The 21,422-nt window shown below is 72.4% G+C and carries 17 protein-coding genes; 6 read left to right on the top strand and 11 right to left on the bottom strand.

The annotated features are described in order from the left end of the window. Positions 1-11: 11 nt before the first annotated feature. The 5 genes from ABD973_RS19740 to ABD973_RS34780 form a co-directional block, all read right to left on the bottom strand. Positions 12-1,034, bottom strand: a complete 1,023-nt coding sequence (locus ABD973_RS19740) for a DNA-3-methyladenine glycosylase family protein (protein WP_345501219.1) — start codon at positions 1,032-1,034, stop codon at positions 12-14. An 880-nt stretch (positions 1,035-1,914) separates the two neighbouring features. Then, a complete protein-coding gene (locus tag ABD973_RS19735; protein WP_345501217.1) occupies positions 1,915-2,268 on the bottom strand; it encodes a hypothetical protein in 354 nt (117 codons plus the stop codon). 12 nt (positions 2,269-2,280) lie between these two features. Beyond that, positions 2,281-3,096 carry an alpha/beta hydrolase gene (locus ABD973_RS19730; RefSeq protein ID WP_345501215.1) on the bottom strand — a complete coding sequence of 272 codons (816 nt, stop codon included), beginning with the start codon at positions 3,094-3,096 and terminating at the stop codon, positions 2,281-2,283. 629 nt (positions 3,097-3,725) lie between these two features. Next, complete coding sequence (locus tag ABD973_RS19725) at positions 3,726-4,967, bottom strand: peptidoglycan recognition protein family protein (RefSeq protein ID WP_425586112.1); 1,242 nt, start codon at positions 4,965-4,967, stop codon at positions 3,726-3,728. Beyond that, on the bottom strand, positions 4,964-5,146 hold the full coding sequence (locus ABD973_RS34780; RefSeq protein WP_425586111.1) for a hypothetical protein: 183 nt from the start codon (positions 5,144-5,146) through the stop codon (positions 4,964-4,966). Before ABD973_RS34780 ends, ABD973_RS19725 begins: the two co-directional genes overlap by 4 nt. A gap of 140 nt (positions 5,147-5,286) precedes the next feature. Here ABD973_RS34780 and ABD973_RS19720 point away from each other — a divergent pair, with 140 nt between their 5' ends. The 4 genes from ABD973_RS19720 to ABD973_RS19705 all read left to right on the top strand — a co-directional run bounded on the left by ABD973_RS19720 (position 5,287) and on the right by ABD973_RS19705 (position 11,340). Beyond that, positions 5,287-6,036 carry a TIGR03089 family protein gene (locus ABD973_RS19720; protein WP_125595561.1) on the top strand — a complete coding sequence of 250 codons (750 nt, stop codon included), beginning with the start codon at positions 5,287-5,289 and terminating at the stop codon, positions 6,034-6,036. A 166-nt stretch (positions 6,037-6,202) separates the two neighbouring features. Continuing rightward, on the top strand, positions 6,203-7,507 hold the full coding sequence (locus ABD973_RS19715; protein ID WP_345501212.1) for an LCP family protein: 1,305 nt from the start codon (positions 6,203-6,205) through the stop codon (positions 7,505-7,507). 223 nt (positions 7,508-7,730) lie between these two features. Further along, positions 7,731-9,467, top strand: coding sequence for an LCP family protein (locus ABD973_RS19710; RefSeq protein ID WP_125821315.1), 1,737 nt, complete (start codon positions 7,731-7,733; stop codon positions 9,465-9,467). A 307-nt stretch (positions 9,468-9,774) separates the two neighbouring features. Beyond that, positions 9,775-11,340, top strand: coding sequence for an LCP family protein (locus ABD973_RS19705; protein ID WP_125824017.1), 1,566 nt, complete (start codon positions 9,775-9,777; stop codon positions 11,338-11,340). An 86-nt stretch (positions 11,341-11,426) separates the two neighbouring features. Here the strand turns inward: ABD973_RS19705 and ABD973_RS19700 are convergent, their stop codons facing one another. Next, entirely contained in the window at positions 11,427-12,467 is a 1,041-nt protein-coding gene (locus ABD973_RS19700) for a glycosyltransferase family 2 protein (protein WP_125821316.1), read from the bottom strand. Positions 12,468-12,664: 197 nt separating this feature from the next. On the opposite strand from ABD973_RS19700, the gene ABD973_RS19695 reads away from it, so the two are divergent. After that, positions 12,665-14,164, top strand: coding sequence for an LCP family protein (locus ABD973_RS19695; RefSeq protein WP_446696982.1), 1,500 nt, complete (start codon positions 12,665-12,667; stop codon positions 14,162-14,164). A 13-nt stretch (positions 14,165-14,177) separates the two neighbouring features. Here the strand turns inward: ABD973_RS19695 and ABD973_RS19690 are convergent, their stop codons facing one another. Together ABD973_RS19690 and ABD973_RS19685 are read right to left on the bottom strand one after the other, a co-directional pair. Beyond that, complete coding sequence (locus ABD973_RS19690; RefSeq protein WP_125821317.1) at positions 14,178-15,698, bottom strand: glycosyltransferase family 39 protein; 1,521 nt, start codon at positions 15,696-15,698, stop codon at positions 14,178-14,180. A 120-nt stretch (positions 15,699-15,818) separates the two neighbouring features. Next, the gene (locus ABD973_RS19685) at positions 15,819-16,355 is read right to left on the bottom strand and encodes an acyl-CoA thioesterase (RefSeq protein ID WP_125595564.1); all 537 of its coding nucleotides are present in this window, start codon (positions 16,353-16,355) and stop codon (positions 15,819-15,821) included. A gap of 106 nt (positions 16,356-16,461) precedes the next feature. Between ABD973_RS19685 and ABD973_RS19680 the strand changes: the two genes are divergently transcribed. After that, positions 16,462-17,790, top strand: coding sequence for an LCP family protein (locus ABD973_RS19680; RefSeq protein ID WP_345501207.1), 1,329 nt, complete (start codon positions 16,462-16,464; stop codon positions 17,788-17,790). 83 nt (positions 17,791-17,873) lie between these two features. Here ABD973_RS19680 and ABD973_RS19675 read toward each other — a convergent pair whose 3' ends face one another. From ABD973_RS19675 to ABD973_RS19665, 3 genes are all read right to left on the bottom strand, one after another. Further along, a complete protein-coding gene (locus ABD973_RS19675) occupies positions 17,874-18,590 on the bottom strand; it encodes a polyprenol monophosphomannose synthase (protein WP_241253558.1) in 717 nt (238 codons plus the stop codon). Between the two features lie 113 nt (positions 18,591-18,703). Continuing rightward, positions 18,704-19,786 (bottom strand): mannose-1-phosphate guanylyltransferase, encoded by a 1,083-nt coding sequence (gene manB / locus ABD973_RS19670; protein ID WP_007264479.1) that lies wholly within the window; start codon positions 19,784-19,786, stop codon positions 18,704-18,706. A gap of 416 nt (positions 19,787-20,202) precedes the next feature. After that, positions 20,203-21,360 (bottom strand): acyl-CoA dehydrogenase family protein, encoded by a 1,158-nt coding sequence (locus tag ABD973_RS19665; protein WP_125595567.1) that lies wholly within the window; start codon positions 21,358-21,360, stop codon positions 20,203-20,205. Positions 21,361-21,422 lie beyond the last annotated feature (62 nt).

The raw sequence follows: 21,422 nt of genomic DNA, 5'->3' as shown, positions 1-21,422 counted from the left end.
TCGGTGACTTCCTAGAGCCTGCCGATGTCGGTGCGCGGCATCCGGGGCATGCGGCGGGGCGGGGTGCGCCCCGCCAGCAGCACGAGCCGGGCCGCGCGGTGCCGCTGCCCCTCGTACGGGGCCAGCAGCTCCAGCATCCGGGCGTCGTCGGCGTCCCGCTCACCGGCGAGGGCGTAGCCGATGATGCCGGGCAGGTGCAGGTCGCCGGTGGTCACGGCGTCGGGTGCGCCGTTGCTGCGCTGGAGGGTCTCCGCGGAGGTCCACGGCCCGATCCCCGGCACCGCCTCCAGCCGCGCGGCGGCCGGCCCCGGCTCCATCGCGGCCGCCTCCTCCAGACGGGCTGCCACCCGGGCGGCCCGCACGATGGTCGACGAACGCTTCATGTCCACCCCGGCCCGGTGCCAGTCCCAGGAGGGGATCAGCGCCCACTCCCGGGCGGCGGGCATCACGTACAGCTCCCCCGCGAGCGGCCCGGGCGCGGGCGTCCCGTACTGCCGGACCAGACGGCGCCAGGCACGGTACGCCTCGTCGGCGGTGACCTTCTGCTCCAGAACGGTCGGGATCAGCGACTCCAGCACCAGCCCGGTCCGGGTCAGCCGCAGCCCCGGACTGCGGCGGTGACTGGCGTGCACCAGCCGGTGCCGGGGTACGAAGACGGCTGGATCGTCGGCGGCTCCGAGCAGCGCGGGCAGGTTCTCCAGCAGCCAGTCCCGCCCGGGCCCCCACGCCTCGGCGTCCGCCCCCTCGGGCGTCGCGGCGACCCGGAGCGTGGCGGGGCCGTCGGGGGTACGGGTGGCCCGCCAGACGGAACCGTCGGGGGTGGTCCGGAACGTCGGATCCCCGGGCCCCCGCCGCAGCGGCCCCAGCACCAGCCCGAGATCCACGGGGGTCCCGGGGTTCCAGCGCCGCCCCTTCCCGCCCACCCCGCCGGACCGTCCCCGCCCCGCGGGCACGGCGGTGTGACCACCCCGGACGGTGGTCCGGGTGGTGGGGGTGGTGGTGCTGGGGGTGGAGGGGCTGAAGCGGCCGGCCATGCGTCGAGCGTAGCCCGGCGGGGGCGGTATCCCCACGGCCCGGATCAGAGCGGGTTGGGGGCTTCCCGTCAGTCCCATCGTCCTTCCGGTTCGGGCCGGTCCCTCAAGGGCGCTCCTTCGTCGCGTCGCTACGCGATGGCCTTCGGCCACCCTTGACCGACCGACCCGAACCGGAAAGCCGAAAGACTGCCGGGAAACCCCCAAAGAAACGGCACGGTCCAGAGGAGGGCGGACGGGTCCCTCAGGGATGAGGCGAGGGGCCGGACGCCGGCCCGCCGGGCATCCGGGCCCTCAAGAGTCCAGATCCCGGGCCAGGGGCGCGACTACCCGCACGAGAGGTTGATCCGGGCGGCCTCCAGACCCCCCAAGGCGACAGATCGCTACGCGCTCCTCCCGTCTCAGCGTCCGACGACCGTCCTGGGCTGATACCCGCACCAGAGGACGACCAGGTCAGCCCACCGGTCGGTGGGCGCGACAGATCGCTACGCGCTCCTCGAATCTCTGCGGCCGGCGGCCGTCGAGGGTTGCTCTGAGGTGAGTTCGACGTCGGCCTGCTTCGGGTGGGGGCTCGGGCTGCGGAGTTCACCGCCTGGCTCCACCGGGACGCGGGAGCCCCGGCACACGTCACGGTCTTCTTCCACGATCGTGCTGTCGAGTGGGCGACCGTGACGGGGATGCACCCATGCACGCCTATGTCCTGCTCCGAAAAGCCCAGGCCACCGACCGTCATGACGCGGCCCGCATGCTTGACCTCGCCCACGCTGCGGCCAACGGCCCCTGGAAGCTGCCGCCCCGTGCACAGGCCGAGGCCCTTCAGCAGGAAGCACGGGCCCTCGCCCTCACCGGAGCCCCACCGGACACTGTCGCCCGCACGCTGGACTCAGCCCACCACGCCCTGGGCCGGGCGGGGCGTGCCGAACCCGCGAGCTGTACCGGGCCGCTCTGCGCCGGATACACCCTCGACCGGCTGATGGCTCAGAGCGCGATCAGCCACCGCGAGGCCGGCCAACCGGGCCGTGCGGCGGACCTGCTCCGACAGCACCTCGCCCACGGCACGTTCGCGCCCAGGGACCGGGCCTTCTTCACCGCCCACCTGTCGGGCGCTCTTGCCGCGGCCGGCGAACCTGATCAGGCCGCCGCCACCGGCATGTCCGCGCTCAGCCTCGCCGCCGCTCCGGGCTTCGGCCAAGCACTCGGCGAGCTGCGCCGGACCGCCTCCGAGTTGCGCGCTCACGGCGCTGACCGCCTAGGAGGTGAGGAAACGAGTCACCCGCTCGATGACCTGTGTCTGCCAGACCTGGGTCTGAGGATCGGCATAACCGGGGTCGTCGTGTACGGCGAAACCGTGCTGGGCTCCGTCCAGTTCCATCAGGTCGGCCTGGCTCGCGAAGACGGACTGGTACCGACGCGAGGACTCCACCGGGACGAAGGTGTCCTTCGTCCCGTGCACCATCAGGACCGGTGCCCGCACGGCCCGGAGGTAGACGTCCGGATCCAGGTAGAACACCTCGTTGTGCAGGGCCCGCCCCAGCGCGAACGGTGACTTCTCCGAGAAGCCGAGCTCGTCCAGATCGCGGGCAGCGCGGCCGGAGATGTAGTCGCCCTCGAAGTACGGGCGGCTGTCCACGTAGCGGTCCCGATAGTCCAGGCGTGGGTTCAGGAGCACCAGCCGGCCCACGTCCTGCGGCCGGTACGCCGCGTGCAGGGCGGCCGCTCCACCGGAGAAGGAAGCCGCGATCACATGGGGCGGCCCGTCGAGCCCCCATTCGCGCCGCACCTGGTCTCCGGCGGCCCGGATGTCGTTGGAGACGCCTGCGATGGTGATGTCCTGCGGACGACCTCCGCTCGCCCCGTGCGCCCGCAGATCCAACCGCAGGGACAGCAAGCCGGATGCTGCGAGCCCTTCGGCCAGGCGGCGGAAGAATCCGCCCTCCTCCCTCGTCACCCCGGCACCGTGCACCAGCACGGCGCATCCCCTCGCCGCCTCGGACGGCGCTGCGACCGTGCCCGCCAGCTCTGTACCGTCCAGCGACCGGAACCGAACTTCCCACTCAGAGGCCATGACCCCGATGGTAGGGATTCCAAGGCAAATCCGGCCGCCGGACGCCGAGACGCGAGGAGCGCGTAGCGATCTGGCGCGTCCACCGGCCCCGTGGGCTGCCCTGTTCGTCCTACGGTGCAGGCATCAGCCCAGGACGGTCGTCGGACGCCATGCCAGCAGGAGCGCGTAGCGATCTGACGCGTCTGGGGGCTTCCCAGGTCGCCCGCATCAACCTCTCGTGCGGGTTGTCGCGCCCCTGGTCCGGAATTGCGGACGTGGGGGCGGATGTCGGGCGGGCCGGCCCCGGCCCCCTCGTCTCATCGCTGAGTGACCCGTCCCTCCACCTTGGACCGTGCCGTTTCTTTGGGGGTTTCCCGGCAGTCTTTCGGCTTTCCGGGGCGGGTCGGTCTGTCAAGGGTCGCCGAAGGCGATCACGAAGTGACGCGACGAAGGAGCGCCCTTGACAGGCCGGCACGACACGGAAGGACGATGGGACTGACGGGAAGCCCCCAACCGGCTATGAGACCGCCCGAGGGGAACCCGCCCCCGGCCCTCGGCCCGCAGGCGAGGGGGCGGGTGGGCAGCCACCGCCCTGCCCCCGCCCCTCGAGGGGGTGATAGCGGGCTCGCGCCGCAGGCGACGTACCCCGCCTACCGCCCCTGGAGTTTTGCCGAGGTGGTTCTCGTCGGCGGGAGCTGGTTGTAGAGGAGGCGGCCCGGGCATTCGGTGGCGAAGCCGTCGCGGTGGCCCGAGATGACGTTCAGCTTGACGTTGCTGCCCTTCGGGTAGCGGTTGCCGCCGCCCGACTTGAGGGTGGTCTTCGCCCTCGGGTCGGCTCCGAAGAGGCCCAGCTTCCAGGCCGTCAGGCGGGCCACCGCGTCCACCGCCGGGGCCGGCGGGGCCGTGGAGGTGTAGGTGCCGATCACCGCGATGCCCATGCTGTCCGCGTTGAACCCCATGGTGTGCGCGCCGAGCACCGGCTTCGCGACGCCGCCCGCCCGGCCCTCGTAGACCGTTCCGCACTTGTCGACGGCGAAGTTGTAGCCGAAGTCCCGCCAGCCGCTGCTGACCACGTGGTACCGGTACAGGCTCCGGATCACCGCCGGGGCGTCCTTGCAGGCGTAGTTGTTGCCGGAGGCGGTGTGGTGGACGAAGGCGGCCTTGACGGTGCTGGTGTAGACGAAGCCCGTCTCGCGCAGGGACTCGTCCGCGCCCCAGCCGCGCCGGGTCACGATCTTCGGGCGGGGGCCGATGTACGGCGCGGCGGCGGCGGTGAGTTCGCCGTCGGCGGCGAAGACGGCGTCGGCCGTGGAGTCCGCCTTGTTCAGGGCGGGGATCTCCAGGGCGCCGAGGGGGGCGTGCGGGAGGTTGGCGGAGGAGGCCTCCGCCGTCTCCATGGTCATGCCGGTCTGTGCCGCGGTGTCGCCCTTGTCGTCGTCCGAGTCGTCCGCGGGGTGCTGTGCCGGACGGGTCGTGGCGCCGCCGGTGCCGTTCTTGCCGTCGAGGACCTCCACGGGCGCCGCCGAGCCGGGGTCGACGAGTTCGATCCGCATGCCCGAGGGCAGCCGGGACGCCGCCCGGGGGGTGCTGGTCTCCGCCTGGACGCGGATCTCCACGGCGTCGGAGGCGCCGACCCACAGCGGGGCGGTGCTGCCGCGGACGCGGCCGGTGCCGCGTTCCGTCGCGTCGGGGTCGGCGGCGTGTTCGCCGTTGTGGGTGTCGAGGTCCTGCCAGTCCGACCACTGCCGGGTGCCGACCGCGCGGGTCCGGACCTGGACGCTGCCGACGAGCGGGGTGCTCACGTCGTCCCAGACGACGCCGACCAGCGAGAACGTCTTGACCTCGCGCGCCGCCAGGCCCCGGGTCTCGGCCGGGTCCGGTGCGGCGCTCATGCGGGCACGCCGGGGATGCGGGCGCCCGAGGGCGCCAGGGGGACGAGCGGCAGCGACTGGGTGGATCCGGCGGGGTCCGCGGGGACCGACTCGGCCTGGGCAGGAGTGGACAGCGCGAGCGGCATGGCCAGTGCGGCAGCCGTCGCGACGCCGATGGAGGAAGCAAGGAATCCGCGCATGGAAGCGATGCTGGGCACAGCCTCCACGAAGCGCCATCGGAGAACTGACGATCCGTCCGACGATCAGTGCGGCCGCCCACCCCCGTACGGGCGAGCCGCCACCCGCCGTACGGGGGACGGGCCCGCGTACGCTGGGCCGGGTGAACGCCACTGACCGCACCCCTGCCGACCTGCTGCGATCCGCGCTCGCCGCCGATCCGGGCCGCCCGCTCGTGACCTTCTACGACGACGCCACGGGCGAGCGCGTCGAATTGTCCGTCGCCACCTTCGCCAATTGGGTGGCCAAGACCGCCAATCTGCTCCAGGGTGACCTGGGCGCCGAGCCGGGCGACCGGCTCGCGCTGCTGCTGCCGGCGCACTGGCAGAGCGCCGTGTGGCTGCTCGCGTGTGCGTCCGTCGGGGTGGTGGCCGAGGTGGGCGGGGATCCCGCCGGTGCCGACCTGGTGGTGAGCGGGCCCGACACCCTGGAGGAGGCACGCGCCTGCTCCGGTGAGCGGGTGGCGCTCGCGCTGCGTCCGCTGGGCGGGCGGTTCCCGCAGCCGCCGGCCGGGTTCGCGGACTACGCGGTGGAGGTGCCGGGGCAGGGCGACCGGTTCGCTCCCTTCGTGCCGGTGGACGCCGACGGCCCGGGCCTGGTGGTGGGCGGCGAGGAGCTCAGTCACGCGGACGTGGTCGAGCGGGCGCGGGCCGACGCGGCCGGCCGGGGCGCCGGCGAGGGCGCCCGGGTGCTGTCGGGGCTCGGCTACGACAGCTGGGAGGGTTTGTCGGCGGGGCTGTACGGGGCTCTGGCCACGGGCGGCTCGGTGGTGCTGTGCCGGAACCTGGACGCGCTGTCGCCGCAGGCGCTGGAGCAGCGCGTGGAAAGCGAGCGCGTCACCCTGCGGGTCTGAGGGCGCCCTCCGGGGGCCGTGCGGGGGCTCCGCCGCGATTTGTCACCCACATGGCCCTTGCCCGCCCCCTGCCCCCGGGCCGTCGGGCTCGCCCGGGGGCAGGATCGGCTCCAGGCCGTGCTCACCCGTACGGCTGGTTGCCGGCAGGGCGAGGGATGGAGCGCCAGTGGCGGACAGCGCGGGCATACCGGACGGCGGAGCGGCCGGGAGCGGCGGCGCGCCCCCGCACGGCCGCGGCCGTGGTCGCGGGCGTCGGCGCCGGATGCTGCGCTGGGTCGGGCTGGGGCTGGTCCTTCTGGTGCTGGCGGGCGCGGCGGCGGGCTGGTGGCTGTACGCGAAGCTCGACGGGAACATCACGGAGGACACCTCCGCCGAGGCCGAGCTGCGGCGCTACGAGCGCGAGCGGCCGACGCGCTTCGGGGCGGGCGTCCAGAACATCCTGCTGATCGGCTCGGACTCCCGGTCGGGCACGGCCAACTCGCGCTACGGGCAGGACGAGGGCACGCAGCGTTCGGACACCGCGATCCTGCTGCACCTGCCGGCGGACCGCGGGAGCGCGACCGCGGTGTCGATACCGCGGGACCTGATGGTGGAGGTCCCGAGCTGCCTGAAGCCGGACGGTACGCGGACCGGTGAGCGGCTCGCGCAGTTCAACTGGGCGTTTTCGTGGGGCGGGGCCGCCTGCACGATCCGTACGGTCGAACGGCTGACGGGGATCCGGATCGATCACCACATGGTGGTGGACTTCGGCGGGTTCAAGAAGATGGTCGACGCGGTCGGCGGGGTCGAGGTGTGCCTGAAGCGGCCGGTGGTGGACGGGGAGGCGCACCTCAGGCTCCCGGCGGGGCGCCAGCTGCTCCAGGGTGAGCAGGCGCTCGGTTTCGTGCGGGCGCGGTACGGTCTGGGCGACGGCAGCGACACCGAACGGATGGAGCGCCAGCAGCAGTTCCTGGGCTCGCTGGTGGAGAAGGTGAAGAGCAACGGGGTGCTGCTGAACCCGGGGCGGCTGTATCCGCTGCTGGACGCGGCCACCTCGTCGGTGACCACCGATCCGGGGCTGGCGTCGTTGCGCGGCCTGTATGAACTCGTACGGGGCGTACGGGACATACCGACTGATCAGGTCAAGTTCCTGACCGTGCCGCGTCGCCCGTACGCGGCGGATCCCAATCGGGACGAGCTCGTCGAGCCGGACGCGGCAAGGTTGTTCCGGCAGCTGCGCATGGACCTCCCGCTGACGGTCACCTCTGCGGAGCCGGATCCGCGGGTCCGGCCGGAGCCCGATCCGGAACCCGATCCGGAGCCTCGTACGGGGCCCTGGGAGCGGGTCCGGGAGAGCGCCGGACCGGCGACGGCGACCGGCCCGGCGGCTGCCTCGCGGGAGCCGTCGCCGACGCGAAGCGGAAGCCCGGTGGGGGTCACGCCGGCGCCGACTTTCACGGGAACCACGGCGGCCGCGGCCGACTGCCGGTAAAGCAATCCAAAAGCCCGGGGTCCGGCCGAGCCCGATGGGCGGTTTGGCCCGTTATAGAGAGAGTGGATTTTGTCACCAGCATGGTTTGGGGCTGACCTGGCCGGATAAGGTGAGCGATCCGGTGCACGGGCCGTGACAGGGGCCCCGCACCAGCAGCCGGATCGTTGACCGCGTGCCTGGGGGGAGGCGCGTCGCGAAGCACCGACGGAGGATTCGAGCAACCGTGGATGCGCAAAGCCGTGGGCGGGCGGACGAGATCGACCCCGCAGACCAGTGGGTGCTCAATCCCCGCACCGGCAACTACGAACTGCGACTGGGCCATTCCGCAGCGCAGCAGCCCGTCGTCGCCGCGCCCCGCAGATCCCGCAGGACCGCCACGGCTCCCTCCGCGCCGACCGCTCCCTCCCCGGCCGTACCCAAGCCCCGCCGCGGCGAGGGCCTGCCCGGCGGGCGGCGCGGCGGGCGTCCGCGCAAGGGCGGCGGTCCGCCCCGGCGGCGGAAGGTGCTGGTGGCGACGGGCGGGACGCTGGCGCTGCTGCTGGTCGCCGGCGGGCTGGGCTCGTACCTCTACTACGAGCACCTGAACGGCAATCTGAAGGTCATCGACACCGGTGGCGTCGGCGGCGGCTTCAAGAAGGACCAGCCGATCAACATCCTGGTGATCGGCACGGACAAGCGCAGCGGCAAGGGCAACGAGGGCTACGGGGACGCGGAGAGCGTCGGGCACGCCGACACCACGATCCTCTTCCACGTGTCCAAGGACCGCACCAACGCGACGGCGCTGTCCATCCCCCGCGACCTGATCACCGACATCCCGGCCTGCCCGACGAAGCAGCCGAACGGTTCGGTGAAGGACATCGCGGGCACCAAGGGCACCCGCTTCAACAACAGCCTGGGCCAGGAGGGGCGCGACCCGGGCTGCACGATGCGCACGGTCAAGCAGCTGACCGGCATCGAGGTCGACAACTTCATGATGGTCGACTTCAACGCGGTGAAGAACCTGAGCACGGCGGTGGGCGGGGTGCCGGTGTGCGTGGAGAAGGACGTCAACGACCGCGATTCCAAGCTGAACCTGAAGGCGGGCGAGCACCGGCTCCAGGGCGAGCAGGCGCTGGCCTTCGTGCGGACGCGGCACGCGTTCGGCAACGAGAGCGACCTGGACCGGATCAAGACCCAGCAGCAGTTCCTGGGTTCGATGATGCGGGAGATGAAGTCCAAGGAGACGCTGACCAGTCCGAAGAAGTTCGTGTCGCTGGCGGAGGCGGCCACCAAGTCGCTGACGGTGGACCAGGGGCTGGGGTCGATCGGGAAGCTCACCGACCTCGCCGGTGAGTTGAAGGACATGAACCTCAAGAACATCACCTTCACCACGCTCCCGGTGCTCGACAATCCGAACGAGCCGGCGAACCGGAAGTCGACCGTGGTCCTCAACGCGGCGCCCGCCGAGGAGCTGCTGCGGATGGTCCGGGCGGACGTCTCGCTGACCGAGGTCGAGAAGAAGGAGGCGGCGGCGAAGGAAGCGGCCGACGCCGACGCCAAGGCCCGGCAGGACGCGGTGCTCCAGGGCAACCGCGCGCCCGCGGGGGACGTCCGGGTGGACGTGTACAACGGCGGTGGGCCCCCGGGATCGGCCTCCACTACCCTGACCTGGCTGCAGAACAGCAAGGGCGTCCTCAAGGCCGGCAACCACGGCAACGCCTCCGCCCGGCTGGGCGCCACCCAGCTGGAGTTCGCCCCGAACCAGGCCGACCAGGCCCGGGCGCTGGCGGACATGATGGGGCTGTCCGGTGCCGCGCTGAAGATGGGTTCCGTGGACGCGGGTCCGAGGACGCCGATGAAGCTGACACTGGGTGCCGACTTCAAGGAGCCGGGGAAGCCGCTCGGTGCGCCGCAGGCTCCGCAGCAGGCGCCCGAGGGGCTCCAGCGGGTCGAGGCGGACAAGGCGGTCTGCGCGAAGTGAGCGGTCCGCGCCACGGGGGCGGACGGCTGTTAGGCACGGCACGCACCAGCACCACCGATCTTTTCGACCGGCCGGCGTATGACGGGCGGTAGCCGGCAGGACCGGCACCACACCGACCAGTAGTGATCTTGAGGGGGGACGCGTGAAGCACAGCAGCGTGCGGGGGGAGGGGGCGCCCGACCAGGCCGCCGACGGCATATCCGACGGCGAGCGGAAGACCGCCGCATCGGTGCCCCCGCCCCGGAAGGGCTCGGGTACGGCCCTGCCCGCGGAAGGCGGGCTCCCGGTGCGGCGGCGCCGCCGCCGGGTGCTGTTCTGGGTGGCGTCCGTCATGGCGTTCCTGATCCTGGGGACGTCGGCGGCCGGGTACCTCTACTACCGTCACCTCAACGGCAACATCCGCAGCGGGCAGCGCCTGAGCGGGGAGAGCGGCGTGGAGAAGACCCACGCCAACGCCAAGGGCCAGCGGCCGCTGAACATCCTGCTGATCGGCTCGGACAGCCGCAACAAGCCGGAGAACGTCGAACTGGGCGGCAGTCACGACACCGTGGGGAACCCCCCGCTCGCGGACGTGCAGATGCTGCTGCACGTGTCGGCCGACCGGGAGAACGCCTCCGTGGTGAGCATCCCTCGCGACACCCGGGTCGAGATACCGGAGTGCACGGACCCCAAGAGCGGCGAGAAGTTCAAGAAGACCCGGGCGATGATCAACGAGTCGCTCGGTCGCGGCGGTCCCGGCTGCACGCTGGCCACGTGGGAGAAGCTGACCAACGTCTACATCGACCACTGGATGATGATCGACTTCTCCGGTGTGGTGCAGATGGCCGACGCGGTCGGCGGCGTCCCGGTCTGCGTCAAGGACAACGTCTGGGACCGGCCGATAGCCACCTCCGGCGGCGGCTCCGGCCTCAAGCTCCAGAAGGGCACCACCCGGGTCAAGGGCGAGCAGGCCCTGCAGTGGCTGCGCACCCGGCACGCGTTCAGCAGCGACCTGGGCCGGGCGCAGGCCCAGCACATGTACATGAACTCGATGATGCGCGAGCTCAAGAGCCAGAACGCCTTCACCGACGTCGGCCGGATCACGGCGCTGGCCGAGGCCGGCACGAAGGCGCTGGAGGTCTCGGAGGAGATCGGCTCGGTCAAGAAGCTCTACAACCTGGCCATGCAGCTCAAGGACGTGCCGACCAACCGCATCACGATGACGACGATGCCGACCTTCCAGGACCCCTCGGACCCGGACCGGCTCGTGGTGAACCCGGCGGACGCCGACAAGCTGTGGACGATGCTCCGCAAGGACGTGGCCTTCGACAAGAACGGCACTCCGACCACCCCGCAGAGCCCCTCGGCCTCCGCGTCCGCTCCGTCGCAGCCCTCCTCCGGGGCCTCGCAGCCGGGCCAGCCGTCGCCGTCGGGCCAGCCGGCGCAGCCGGGCCCGGGGCCGTCCGCGGCTCCGTCGACCGCGCCGGACAAGATCCAGGTCAACGTGGTCAACGGCACCGCGGTGGAGAAGATGCCGCTGGCCCCCCGGCGGGCGAACGTGGTGGCGGAGGCCCTGGTCGCCAAGGGCTTCACGGGGGCCCGCGCGGACAGCGCGCTGACCCCGGAGAAGGCCACCGTGGTGCGCTACCCGTCCCCCGAGCTGGCCGGCGAGGCGCAGAGCGTGGCGGCGGCCATGGGCATCCCGGGCACCGCGGTGCAGCAGTCGGCGGACGTCTCGCGGATCACCCTGATCGTGGGCGGCGACTGGCGCGACGGCGCGGTCTACCCGCAGCAGGCGCCGCCGGAGGCCGGTTCCGTGCCGGACACGGCCGACGCCCTCAACGGTTCGGACACCGGGGCCTGCATGGAGGTCTACAAGCCGTACCGCTGGTGAGCCGGCCCGGTCGAACGCGAAGGGGTGACCCGGTCCGTGGAGGGCCGGGTCACCCCTTCGTGCCGTTTCCGCCGCCCGCGGCGGTGTCAGACCTGCGAGTGGTCCCGGGCTCCGGCCGGGCCCGGGACGGACGGGCGGCGGCTCGCGATGACCTTGCGGGCCAGCGAGCGCGGGCTGGTGAGGAAGCCGAAGCCCCAGCTCATGTGCATGGTGGCGAGGGCGAGCGGGATCTGGGCGCGGGCCTTGAGCGGCAGCCCCCGGCCGGCCGGGACGGAGCCCGCGGTGATCGCGGCGAGGTAGCCGGCCGGGACGGCGAAGGCCCACGGGGTGAGGGCCACGCCCGCCACCACACCGGCCGCGATGGCGCAGACGGCGGTCGGCGGGGCGAGGTAGCGCAGGTTGATGGAGCCGGAGTGGTAGCGGGCCACGACGTGGCGCCAGCGGCCGTAGTCCTTGTACTGCTTGGCCAGGGCTCGTACGGAGGGCCGCGGGCGGTACTGGACCTTCAGCTCGGGGGAGAACCAGATGAGCCCGCCCGCCTCGCGGATGCGGAAGTTCAGCTCCCAGTCCTGGGCGCGGATGAACTCCTCGTTGTACCCGCCCTGCTGTTCGAGGGCCTCGCGGCGGAAGACGCCGAGGTAGACGGTGTCGGCGGGGCCGGCCTGGCCGCCGGTGTGGAAGGCGGCGTTGCCGACGCCGATCTTCGAGGTCATCGCGGCGGCGACGGCCTCTTCCCAGGCGTTCTCGCCCTCGGCGTGCATGATGCCGCCGACGTTCTGCGCGCCGGTCTCCTCCAGGAGGCGGACGGCGGTGGCGATGTAGTTCGGGGAGAGCATGCCGTGGCCGTCGACGCGGACGACGATCGGGTGGCGCGAGGCCTTGATCGCGGCGTTGAGGGCGGCGGGGGTCCGTCCGGTGGGGTTCGGAACGGTGTGGACGCGGGGGTCTTCGCGTACGAGTTCGGCGGCGATCTCGTCGGTGCGGTCCGTGGACGGCCCGAGCGCGATCACCACCTCCATCTCGCCTGCGTACTCCTGTCCGAGGATGTGCCGGACGGAGTCACGCAGGTGGCGCTCCTCGTTGAGCACCGGCATGATCACCGAGACTGCGGGCTGCTGGGCGGGCATGTCGTCCTTCACGGTCGGGTACCGGTGTCACGTTACCGCGTACGGGGGAAACGGGTGCGCGGCGGACGAGCGGTACGGACAGCGGCTGATCGTATGGGCCTACTGTTCTGACGAATCTGCCCGATGTGCCGGCCGGTCGGCACCGTGAGCGAACCGCCGGCTCCGTCCCCGTGCTGTCCCCCGCGGAGGTGTCCACCGTGCCCCAGCCGCACCGTCCCACCCCACCCGCCAGGCCCTCCCAGCCGCAGCGTGCGCGCGGCGGCGGCCGCCGGGGCAGGCGCCGGGAGGGCAGGCCCCGGTGGGGGGTGCGGATCGCGGCCGGGCTGTCGCTGGTGGTGCTGGGGTCCGGAGCGGTCGGGCACGCGGTGATGACGGGCCTGGACACCGGGATCGAACGGGTCGACCCCTTCAAGGACATGAAGAACCGCCCCCAGGCCGGGCACGGGATGAACTTCCTGCTCGTCGGCACCGACGGCCGCGACCGGATCACCCCGCAGGAGAAGCGCGCGTTCCGGCTCGGCGGCGCCCCCTGCCACTGCACCGACACGATCATGCTGGTGCACCTCTCCGCCGACCGGGAGCGGGCCAGCGTCGTCAGCCTGCCCCGGGACAGCTACGCCGAACTGCCCGCGCACCGCGACCCGGTGACCGGCAAGCCGCACCGGCCGCACCCCGTGAAGCTGAACGCCGCCTACGCCGAGGGCGGGCCGAACCTGACCGTGCGCACCGTGGAGAACATGACGAAGGTCAAGATCGACCACTACCTGGAGGTGGACTTCAGCAGCTTCATGAAGACCGTCGACGCGATGGGCGGCGTGGAGATCTGCACCGTCAAGGCGCTGCACGACCAGAACACCGGCCTGGACCTGCTGCCGGGCACGCACCGGCTCAGCGGCGGCCAGGCCCTCCAGTACGTCCGCTCCCGCCATGTCGACGGGGCCTCCGATCTGGGCCGCATGCAGCGGCAGCAGCGATTCGTCGCCGCCCTCGTCAAACAGGCCACCGGGGGCGGGGTGCTGCTCAACCCGGTGAAGTTCAAGGAGGTCAGCTCCACCCTGCTGGGGTCGGTGCGGGCCGACCGCGACTTCGGCTCGGAGCAGATGCTGGCGCTGGGCCAGGCCATGCGCGACTTCACGCCTTCCTCGTCCGAGTTCGCCTCGGTGCCGGTCGGGGACGCCTCGTACCCGGTCAAGGGCATCGGCTCGACGGTGAAGTGGGACGGCCCGAAGGCGGCCCGGCTCTTCGAGTCGCTGCGCCAGGACCGGCCGCTGGCCCCGCCCCGGCCCGGCGGGGGCGCGGGCGGGGGGCAGCGGCCCGCCGCCGTGCCGGTGGACGTGCCGCCGCAGCAGGTGCGGGTCCAGGTGGAGAACGGGACCCGGATCGACGGGCTCGGCGGCCGGGTGGACGAGGCCCTGCGCGCCACCGGCTTCGACACGACCCGCACCCCGGGCAACGCCGCCAGCCGCGACGTCCGGCGCACGGTGATCGCGTACGACCCGCGCTGGGACCGCTCCGCCCGCACGGTGGCGGCGGCGCTGCCGGGCAGCGAGCTGCGCGCGGTCGCCGGGCAGGGCCGCACGGTGCTGGTGACGGCCGGCTCGGAGTACCGCAAGGTGGTGCCGGTGCGGGCCGAGGACCCCTACCGGGACGGCGGCGCCCAGGCCGTCACCGGCGACCAGGTGGTGTGCGGGCCGTAGGCCGTCCCGCCGGCTAGGCCGTGCGCTCCAGCAGGGAGACCGTCAGGCCGCGCACCGTCTTGCTCTCGGCCACCCGGTAGTGGCTGCGAAGCGCTTCGGCCTGCCCCTTGGGGAACTTGTGGTACGGGTTGTCCGTGCCGCTCCAGGTCACCACCCACACCCGGGGGGTGGTGCCCAGGCACTGCGCGGGCCGGCCGCACTCCTTGGGGAACAGGTCGTCGCGCTGGAGCGCCGAGCGCTCGGCGAAGACGTCCTTGAGGCGGACGCGGTCCGGCAGGAAGTACTCCACCTGGAAGTCGATCATGAACACCCGGTCGTCGCCGCGTACGGGCGCGAACCCGTCCCCGGGCCGGTAGCCCTTGGCGATGATCTTCGCGACGGCCTGGCCGTCCTGCTCGACCCTGGCCCACTCGGTGCGCATCTGCCGCTGGTCGGGCAGGCCGAGGACGATCAGCGCGGCCAGCACCAGCGCCCCGGCCCGCAGCGGCCGCAGCGCGGCCAGCGCGGCTGCCGCGAGCACCACCCAGGCGGGCACGGTGAAGAGCAGGTAGCGGTCCATGAAGTACGAGGTGCTGCCCTGCGACACCACCCAGGCGGCCACGACCGGGGCCGCGCCGGTCAGCAGGAGCTCCCCGGCGGGCCGCCGGCCCCGGCTCCAGGCGAGCGGCAGCAGCACCAGCGCGCCGAGGAGCAGGCCGGTGGTCGGGGAGGCGAAGAGGGTGCTCCACAGGTCGGCGAAGCTCCGCAGGTGCGGGGTCTTGATCCAGCTGATCTGCCGGGTGACCTGACGCTGCCCCAGCAGCACCAGCGGCACCACGGGCAGCAGGCCCACGGCCACCGTCACCGCGAAAGCGACGACGGTCCGCCCGCGCCGGTCCCGCCGCCACCGCAGCAGCACGATCAGCCCGTGCGGCAGCAGGATCAGCAGGGACACGACGTGGAACAGCCCGGCCGCCGCCACGGCGAGGGCGTACGGGGCCCAGCGCCGCGGGGCCGGCCGCTCCAGCGCCCGCAGCAGCAGCCAGGTCGCGGCGCTGACGGCGAGCACGACGAAGGCGTACGACCGCGCCTCCTGCCCGTACCGGGACACGGCCGGCACGAACGCGAAGAGCAGCCCGGTGAAGACGGCCGTGCGCCGGTCGAAGAGCGTACGGGCCGTCAGGACGGCGAAGGCGGCGGCGCCGGCCATGGCGAGCGCCGACGGGAACCGGAGCATGGCGAGGGAGTCGCCGAAGACGGAGACCCACCCGTGCAGCAGGAGGTAGTAGGCGCCGGAGACGGCGTCGACGTGCCGCAGCATGTCGATCAGCTCGCCGGTGCTGCGCGAGGCGGCGTTCCAGCTGGCGAGCTCGTCCCGCCAGGGCTGGGCGCGGCCGATGCCGAACGCGGTGACGGCCAGGGTCAGCAGTGCGGCCCACAGCCAGTCGAGGCGGGCCGGCAGCCGGCGGGGCGCCGCGGGCTCCTCGTCCGTTCCGGCGCTTCGGCGCCCGGCCGCACCGGCCGGGGAGTCGGGCAGCGTGCGTGCGGAGGTCATCGGATGGAAGCGCCTTCTGCGGGGACGGCAGGGCGCTCGACGGTCGCGGCGCGGCTGCGTACGGGTGGTCGGACGTCAGCGCAGCAGTCTACGGGGGCGTCACTGCCGCAGCCGAATGGATCACTCCTCGATGCCCTCGGCCGCGCGCCGCGCGCGCAGCTCGGTGATCGCCTGCCGGCGGGCGAGCCGGTGGGTGCGGCGGATCTGGGCCTCCTGGTAGCGGCGCTCGTCCTGCTCGGTCTGCGGGATCACCGGCGGAACCCGGCGGGGCTTGCCGTCGGCGTCCACCGCCGTGAAGACGAGGTAGGCGCTGCCGACCTGGGTGGCGGGGCTCGACTCGTTCCACCGCTCGGCGAGGACGCGTACGCCGACCTCCATCGAGGTGCGTCCGGTCCAGTTGACCTGCGCCCGGACGTGGACCAGGTCGCCGACGCGGACGGGGGCGAGGAAGGCCATCTCGTCCATGGAGGCGGTGACGGCGGGGCCGCCGGAGTGCCGCCCGGCCACGGCGCCGGCCGCGTCGTCCACCAGCTTCATGATCACACCGCCGTGCACGGTGCCGAGCAGGTTGGTGTCGTTGGCCGTCATGATGTGGCTGAGGGTGGTCCGGGACGCCGAGATCGGCTTGCCCTCGGGTGCGTCCGGTATCTGTGTCATACAGCCACCTTAAGTGCCGCCCGTAGGCATCAGGTGTGCAACAGGCGCGGTACGAAGCGTGGACCGGGGTGTCGGGCGGCCCTCCCGGCCGGGCATCCTTGTGCGCATGAGTGACTGGGACGGGTACGGCGAGCGCGACGCGCGGGGCCGCCGCGATGACGGGTACGGGCGCGGCAGCGGGCAGGCGCAGCCGGAGGGGGCGCAGCGGATGCGCCGCGTCCAGCGGCAGCCGCAGCAGCCGCCCCAGCGCCCGGGGCGTCCGCCGGTCCCGCCGCAGGCCCCGCCGCAGGGCGGCCGTCCGGGGTACGGGGTGCCGCAGCAGGCGCAGGCTCCGGCCTCGGGATACGACAGCGGCTACAACACCGGCCAGGTGTACGGGCGTCCCGCGGCTCCCGGCAGTCCGGGCCAGCGCCCGCCGGGCGGGCCCGGCGGCCCGGGCAGGCCGCAGGGGCCGGCCCCTGACTGGCGCAAGCGGATCAAGATCGGTTCGATCGCGGTGGTCTCCGTACTCCTCGTGACCGGCATCGGCACCTACTTCTGGGCGGACTCCCAGGTGCGCCGCGAGGTGGACCTGTCGAAGGTCATCGAGCGCCCGAAGGAGGGCGACTGCACCACCTACCTCATCGTGGGCTCCGACAGCCGCGAGGGGATGTCCGACGAGGAGAAGAAGAAGCTCCACACGGGCTCCGCCGAGGGCAAGCGCACCGACTCGATGATGATCCTGGCGAAGTGCTCCAGCGGGAACACGATGATCTCGCTGCCGCGCGACTCGGACGTGGAGATCCCCTCCTTCGTCGGCTCCCAGTCGGGCAAGAAGTTCCCCTCGCAGGGGCGGCGGGTCAAGCTCAACGCCGCGTACGCGGAGGACGGGCCGGAGCTGCTGGTGCGGACGGTGGAGTTCAACACCGGCCTGCGCATCGACCACTACGCCGAGATCGGCTTCGCGGGCTTCGCGAACATCGTCGACGCCCTCGGCGGGGTGGAGCTGGACATCGAGCAGGGCTTCAAGGACGAGAAGTCGGGCGCCGACTTCAAGGCGGGCAAGCAGACCCTCAACGGCGAGCAGTCGCTGGCCTTCGTCCGCACCCGGTACGCCTTCGCCGAGTCGGACCTCCAGCGGACGAAGAACCAGCAGAAGTTCCTCTCCGCGCTCGCGAGCCAGGCGGCCACCCCGGGCACGGTCCTGAACCCCTTCTCCCTCTACCCGGTCATGGGAGCCGGCCTGGACACGCTGATCGTGGACAAGGACATGGGGCTGTGGGACATGGGGCAGATGTTCTTCGCGATGAAGGGCATCAGCGGCGGTGACGGCGTGTCGATGAACATGCCGATCTCCGGTCAGCGCGGCGGCAACCTGGTCTGGGACAAGGCGAAGGTGCAGCAGCTGGTCAAGGAGATCCAGAAGGACCAGAAGGTGACCGTCAGGGGGCAGTGACCCGGCCCCCGGCGGGTGGTGGAACGAAGGAGGAGGGGAACCCCGGCCGGGGTGCCCCTCCTCCTTCGTCGTCCGTCCGTGCGTTACTTGCCGGCGCGGGCGCGGAGCTTCCACGGCATGGCGATGGACTCCAGCTGGACGGCCAGGTTCATCTTGGACTCGCCGACGGTGCGGTCCTCGAAGTGGATCGGGACCTCCATCACCTGGAAGCCGCGGCGCAGGGCCTTGTACTTCATCTCCACCTGGAAGCTGTAGCCGGCGCTGCCGATCGACGCGAGGTCGATCGCCTTGAGCGCGCCGGCGCTCCACAGGTTGAAGCCGCCGGTGATGTCGCGGACGCGGGTGCCGAGGATGGTGCTCGCGTACGCGTTGGCCCAGCGGGAGAGCAGCTTGCGGTGCGCGCCCCAGGCGTCGGACAGCGTGCCGCCCGGCACGTAGCGGGATCCGACGACGAGACCGGCTCCGGTGGAGCGGGCGACGCCCAGCATCTCGGAGATCTTGCCGGCCGGGTGGGAGCCGTCGGCGTCCATCTGCAGGACGTACTCGGCGCCGTCCTCGACGGCCTTGGCCATGCCCGCTGCGTAGGCACGGCCGAGGCCGTCCTTGGCGGTGCGGTGCAGGACGGACATGCGGGGCTTGCCGTCCTCGGTGAGGAAGCCCTCGGCGAGCTCGTCGGCGATCTTGCCGGTGCCGTCGGGCGAGGAGTCGTCGACGATCAGCAGGCGCAGGCCCGGCTGGTCGAGGCCCATGAGCAGCTCCACCATGCCCGGCAGGTTGCCCGCCTCGTTGTAGGTGGGCATGACCACGGTGAGCGGCGTGTCCGCCCAGGTGTCGGGGAGCTTGGTGGTTGCGACGTCGGTCGGGCGGGGAGTCTGCTGCTCGCCTATCACAGGTTGTGCCTCACTGAAGTTGGTCACCGGTCGGAGGAGAAACGGACGGCGGCGTCCGGCAGTTCAGCCTCGCACCACACCCGCACCCCTGCGCGAAGTTCGTTGTCAGCCCCCACGACGGCGCCGTCGCCGATGACCGCGCCCGTCAGCACCGTGCGCGTTCCCACCGAGGCGCCTGCGCCGATGAGGCTGGCGCTCACCACCGTGTCCGCGCCGAGGATCGCGCCGTCCAGCACGATGGAGCCCTGGACGACAGCACCCGATTCGATCCGGGCGCCGGCACCCACAACGGTACCGCCCGAGAGCTTGGCGCCCTCCGCCACCTCGGCACCGGGGAGGACGAGCGCCTCGCCGCGCGGGCCGGGGACGGCCGGGGAGGAGACGACGCCGCGCACCAGGTCGGCGGAGGCCTGGACGAAGGACTCGGGCTTGCCGAGGTCCAGCCAGTAGGTGTCCTCGGTGACGCCGTGGAGCTTGGCGCCGGAGGCGAGCAGGCCGGGGAAGGTCTCGCGCTCGACGGACACCGGCCGGCCGGCGGGGATGGAGTCGATCACGCTGCGGCGGAAGACGTAGCAGCCGGCGTTGATCTGGTCGGTGATGATCTCCTCGGGGGTCTCCGGCTTCTCGGTGAAGGCCAGCACCCGCCCGTCGGCGTCGGTGGGGACCAGGCCGAAGGCGCGCGGGTCCTCGACGCGTACGAGGTGCAGGGAGACGTCGGCGTCGGCCGCCTGGTGCGACTCGACCAGGCCGGCGATGTCGAGACCGGTGAGGATGTCGCCGTTGAAGACGAGGACCGGGGAGTCCGGGCCGCCCGTCAGGCGCTCGGCGGCGTTGCGGATGGCGCCGCCCGTGCCCAGCGGCTCGTCCTCGACGACGTATTCGAGGGTGATGCCGAAGTCGGAACCGTCGCCGAAGTAGGGCTCGAAGACCTCGGCGAGGTAGCAGGTGGCCATCACGATGTGCGTGACCCCGGCGGCGGCGGCCCTGGCTATCTGGTGGGCGAGGAACGGGACGCCCGCTGCCGGAACCATCGGCTTGGGGGTGTTCACCGTCACGGGGCGCAGTCGCGTCCCCTGCCCGCCGACCAGCAGGATCGCTTCCGTCATTTTGTTCTCTCCCCAACCGGTTCAGGCGTACGAAGCTTCAAAGTTAGCCCATCCCGGGCGGTGCAAAGCCCTCAGGCGGGCCCTGCGGGCCGCCTCCGGCAACGTTCCGGTTACGGCGGGTTCCGTACTCCGCGCGGGCGCGGGGACCCGGCCTTCCCCTCTCTATGTACGGCGTGCCGGCCGAGCGGCCGAAGACCCGCTGCTCAGCGGCGAAAGCCCGCCCGCGAGATCCGCCCGCGGGCCGCGGGCCGCGCGGGCGGGCCAAGGGACTCCTCCTCGGGCCGGGCGCGGCGGCCCGCCGGGGGCGTACGGCCGCGGTCCGGCCGCCCGCTGGATCGGAATCGTTACAAAGGAGGGTGTACGGAAAGGCCCCCGGCGGGTGCGGGGGCCTTTCGCGCGTCTCCGGGCCGGGCGCGTTACGGCAGGTTGCGGGCCATGACGATGCGCTGGACCTGGTTCGTGCCCTCGTAGATCTGGGTGATCTTGGCGTCGCGCATCATGCGCTCGACCGGGTAGTCGCGGGTGTAGCCGTAGCCGCCGAGGAGCTGGACGGCGTCCGTGGTGACCTCCATCGCGACGTCGGAGGCGAAGCACTTGGCCGCGGCGCCGAAGAAGGTCAGGTCGCCGTCGACGCGCTCCGACTTGGCGGCCGCCGCGTACGTCAGCTGGCGGGCGGCCTCGATCTTCATGGCCATGTCCGCGAGCATGAACTGGACGCCCTGGAAGTCGCCGATCGGCTTGCCGAACTGCTTGCGCTCCTGGACGTAGCCCTTGGCGTAGTCCAGGGCGCCCTGGGCGATGCCGAGGGCCTGGGCGGCGATGGTGATGCGGGTGTGGTCGAGGGTCTTCATCGCGGTGGCGAAGCCGGTGCCCTCGGCGCCGATCATGCGGTCGGCGGGGATGCGGACGTTGTCGAGGTAGACCTCGCGCGTCGGGGAGCCCTTGATGCCGAGCTTCTTCTCGGGGGCGCCGAAGGAGACGCCCTCGTCGGACTTCTCGACGACGAAGGCCGAGATGCCCTTGGAGCGCTTCTCCGGGTCGGTGACGGCCATCACCGTGTAGTAGTCGGAGACGCCCGCGTTGGTGATCCAGCGCTTGACGCCGTTGAGCACCCAGAAGTCGCCGTCGCGGACCGCGCGGGTCTTCATGCCGGCCGCGTCGGAGCCCGCGTCGGGCTCGGAGAGGCAGTAGGAGAACATCGCGTCGCCCTTGGCGAGCGGGCCGAGGTACTTGGCCTTGAGCTCCTCGGAGCCGGAGAGGATCACCGGGAGGGAGCCGAGCTTGTTCACGGCCGGGATCAGGGAGGAGGAGGCGCAGACGCGGGCCACTTCCTCGATCACGATCACGGTGGCGAGGGCGTCGGCGCCGGCGCCGCCGTAGGTCTCGGGCACGTGAACGGCGTGCAGGTCGTTGGCGACGAGCGCGTCGAGGGCCTCCTGCGGGAAGCGGGCCTCCTCGTCGACCGCGGCCGCGAACGGGAGGATCTTCGCCTCGCACAGCGCGCGGACGGAGTCGCGGAGCATGTCGTGCTCCTCGGCCGGGCGGTACAGGTCGAAGTCGGCAGAACCCGCCAAGATCTCTCACTCCCCAAGGTCACGCGCCGTGGAAGGCGCGACAGCCGTGTGTCGCTGTCGCA

This window comes from Streptomyces racemochromogenes (assembly GCF_039535215.1).
In the GTDB taxonomy this organism is placed as follows: Bacteria; Actinomycetota; Actinomycetes; order Streptomycetales; family Streptomycetaceae; genus Streptomyces; species Streptomyces racemochromogenes.
Note: the sequence above shows the minus strand (reverse complement) of the source record. Positions and strands in the feature narration are given on the sequence as shown.

What these genes read in the sequence shown, in the direction of transcription:
- ABD973_RS19685 (WP_125595564.1), bottom strand. Translation starts at nt 16,355, where the DNA reads ATGACACAGATACCGGACGCACCCGAGGGCAAGCCGATCTCGGCGTCC.
- manB (WP_007264479.1), bottom strand. Translation starts at nt 19,786, where the DNA reads ATGACGGAAGCGATCCTGCTGGTCGGCGGGCAGGGGACGCGACTGCGC.
- ABD973_RS19730 (WP_345501215.1), bottom strand. Translation starts at nt 3,096, where the DNA reads ATGGCCTCTGAGTGGGAAGTTCGGTTCCGGTCGCTGGACGGTACAGAG.
- ABD973_RS19690 (WP_125821317.1), bottom strand. Translation starts at nt 15,698, where the DNA reads ATGACCTCCGCACGCACGCTGCCCGACTCCCCGGCCGGTGCGGCCGGG.
- ABD973_RS19725 (WP_425586112.1), bottom strand. Translation starts at nt 4,967, where the DNA reads ATGAGCGCCGCACCGGACCCGGCCGAGACCCGGGGCCTGGCGGCGCGC.
- ABD973_RS19675 (WP_241253558.1), bottom strand. Translation starts at nt 18,590, where the DNA reads ATGCCCACCTACAACGAGGCGGGCAACCTGCCGGGCATGGTGGAGCTG.
- ABD973_RS19680 (WP_345501207.1), top strand. Translation starts at nt 16,462, where the DNA reads ATGAGTGACTGGGACGGGTACGGCGAGCGCGACGCGCGGGGCCGCCGC.
- ABD973_RS34780 (WP_425586111.1), bottom strand. Translation starts at nt 5,146, where the DNA reads ATGCGCGGATTCCTTGCTTCCTCCATCGGCGTCGCGACGGCTGCCGCA.
- ABD973_RS19700 (WP_125821316.1), bottom strand. Translation starts at nt 12,467, where the DNA reads ATGCCCGCCCAGCAGCCCGCAGTCTCGGTGATCATGCCGGTGCTCAAC.
- ABD973_RS19740 (WP_345501219.1), bottom strand. Translation starts at nt 1,034, where the DNA reads ATGGCCGGCCGCTTCAGCCCCTCCACCCCCAGCACCACCACCCCCACC.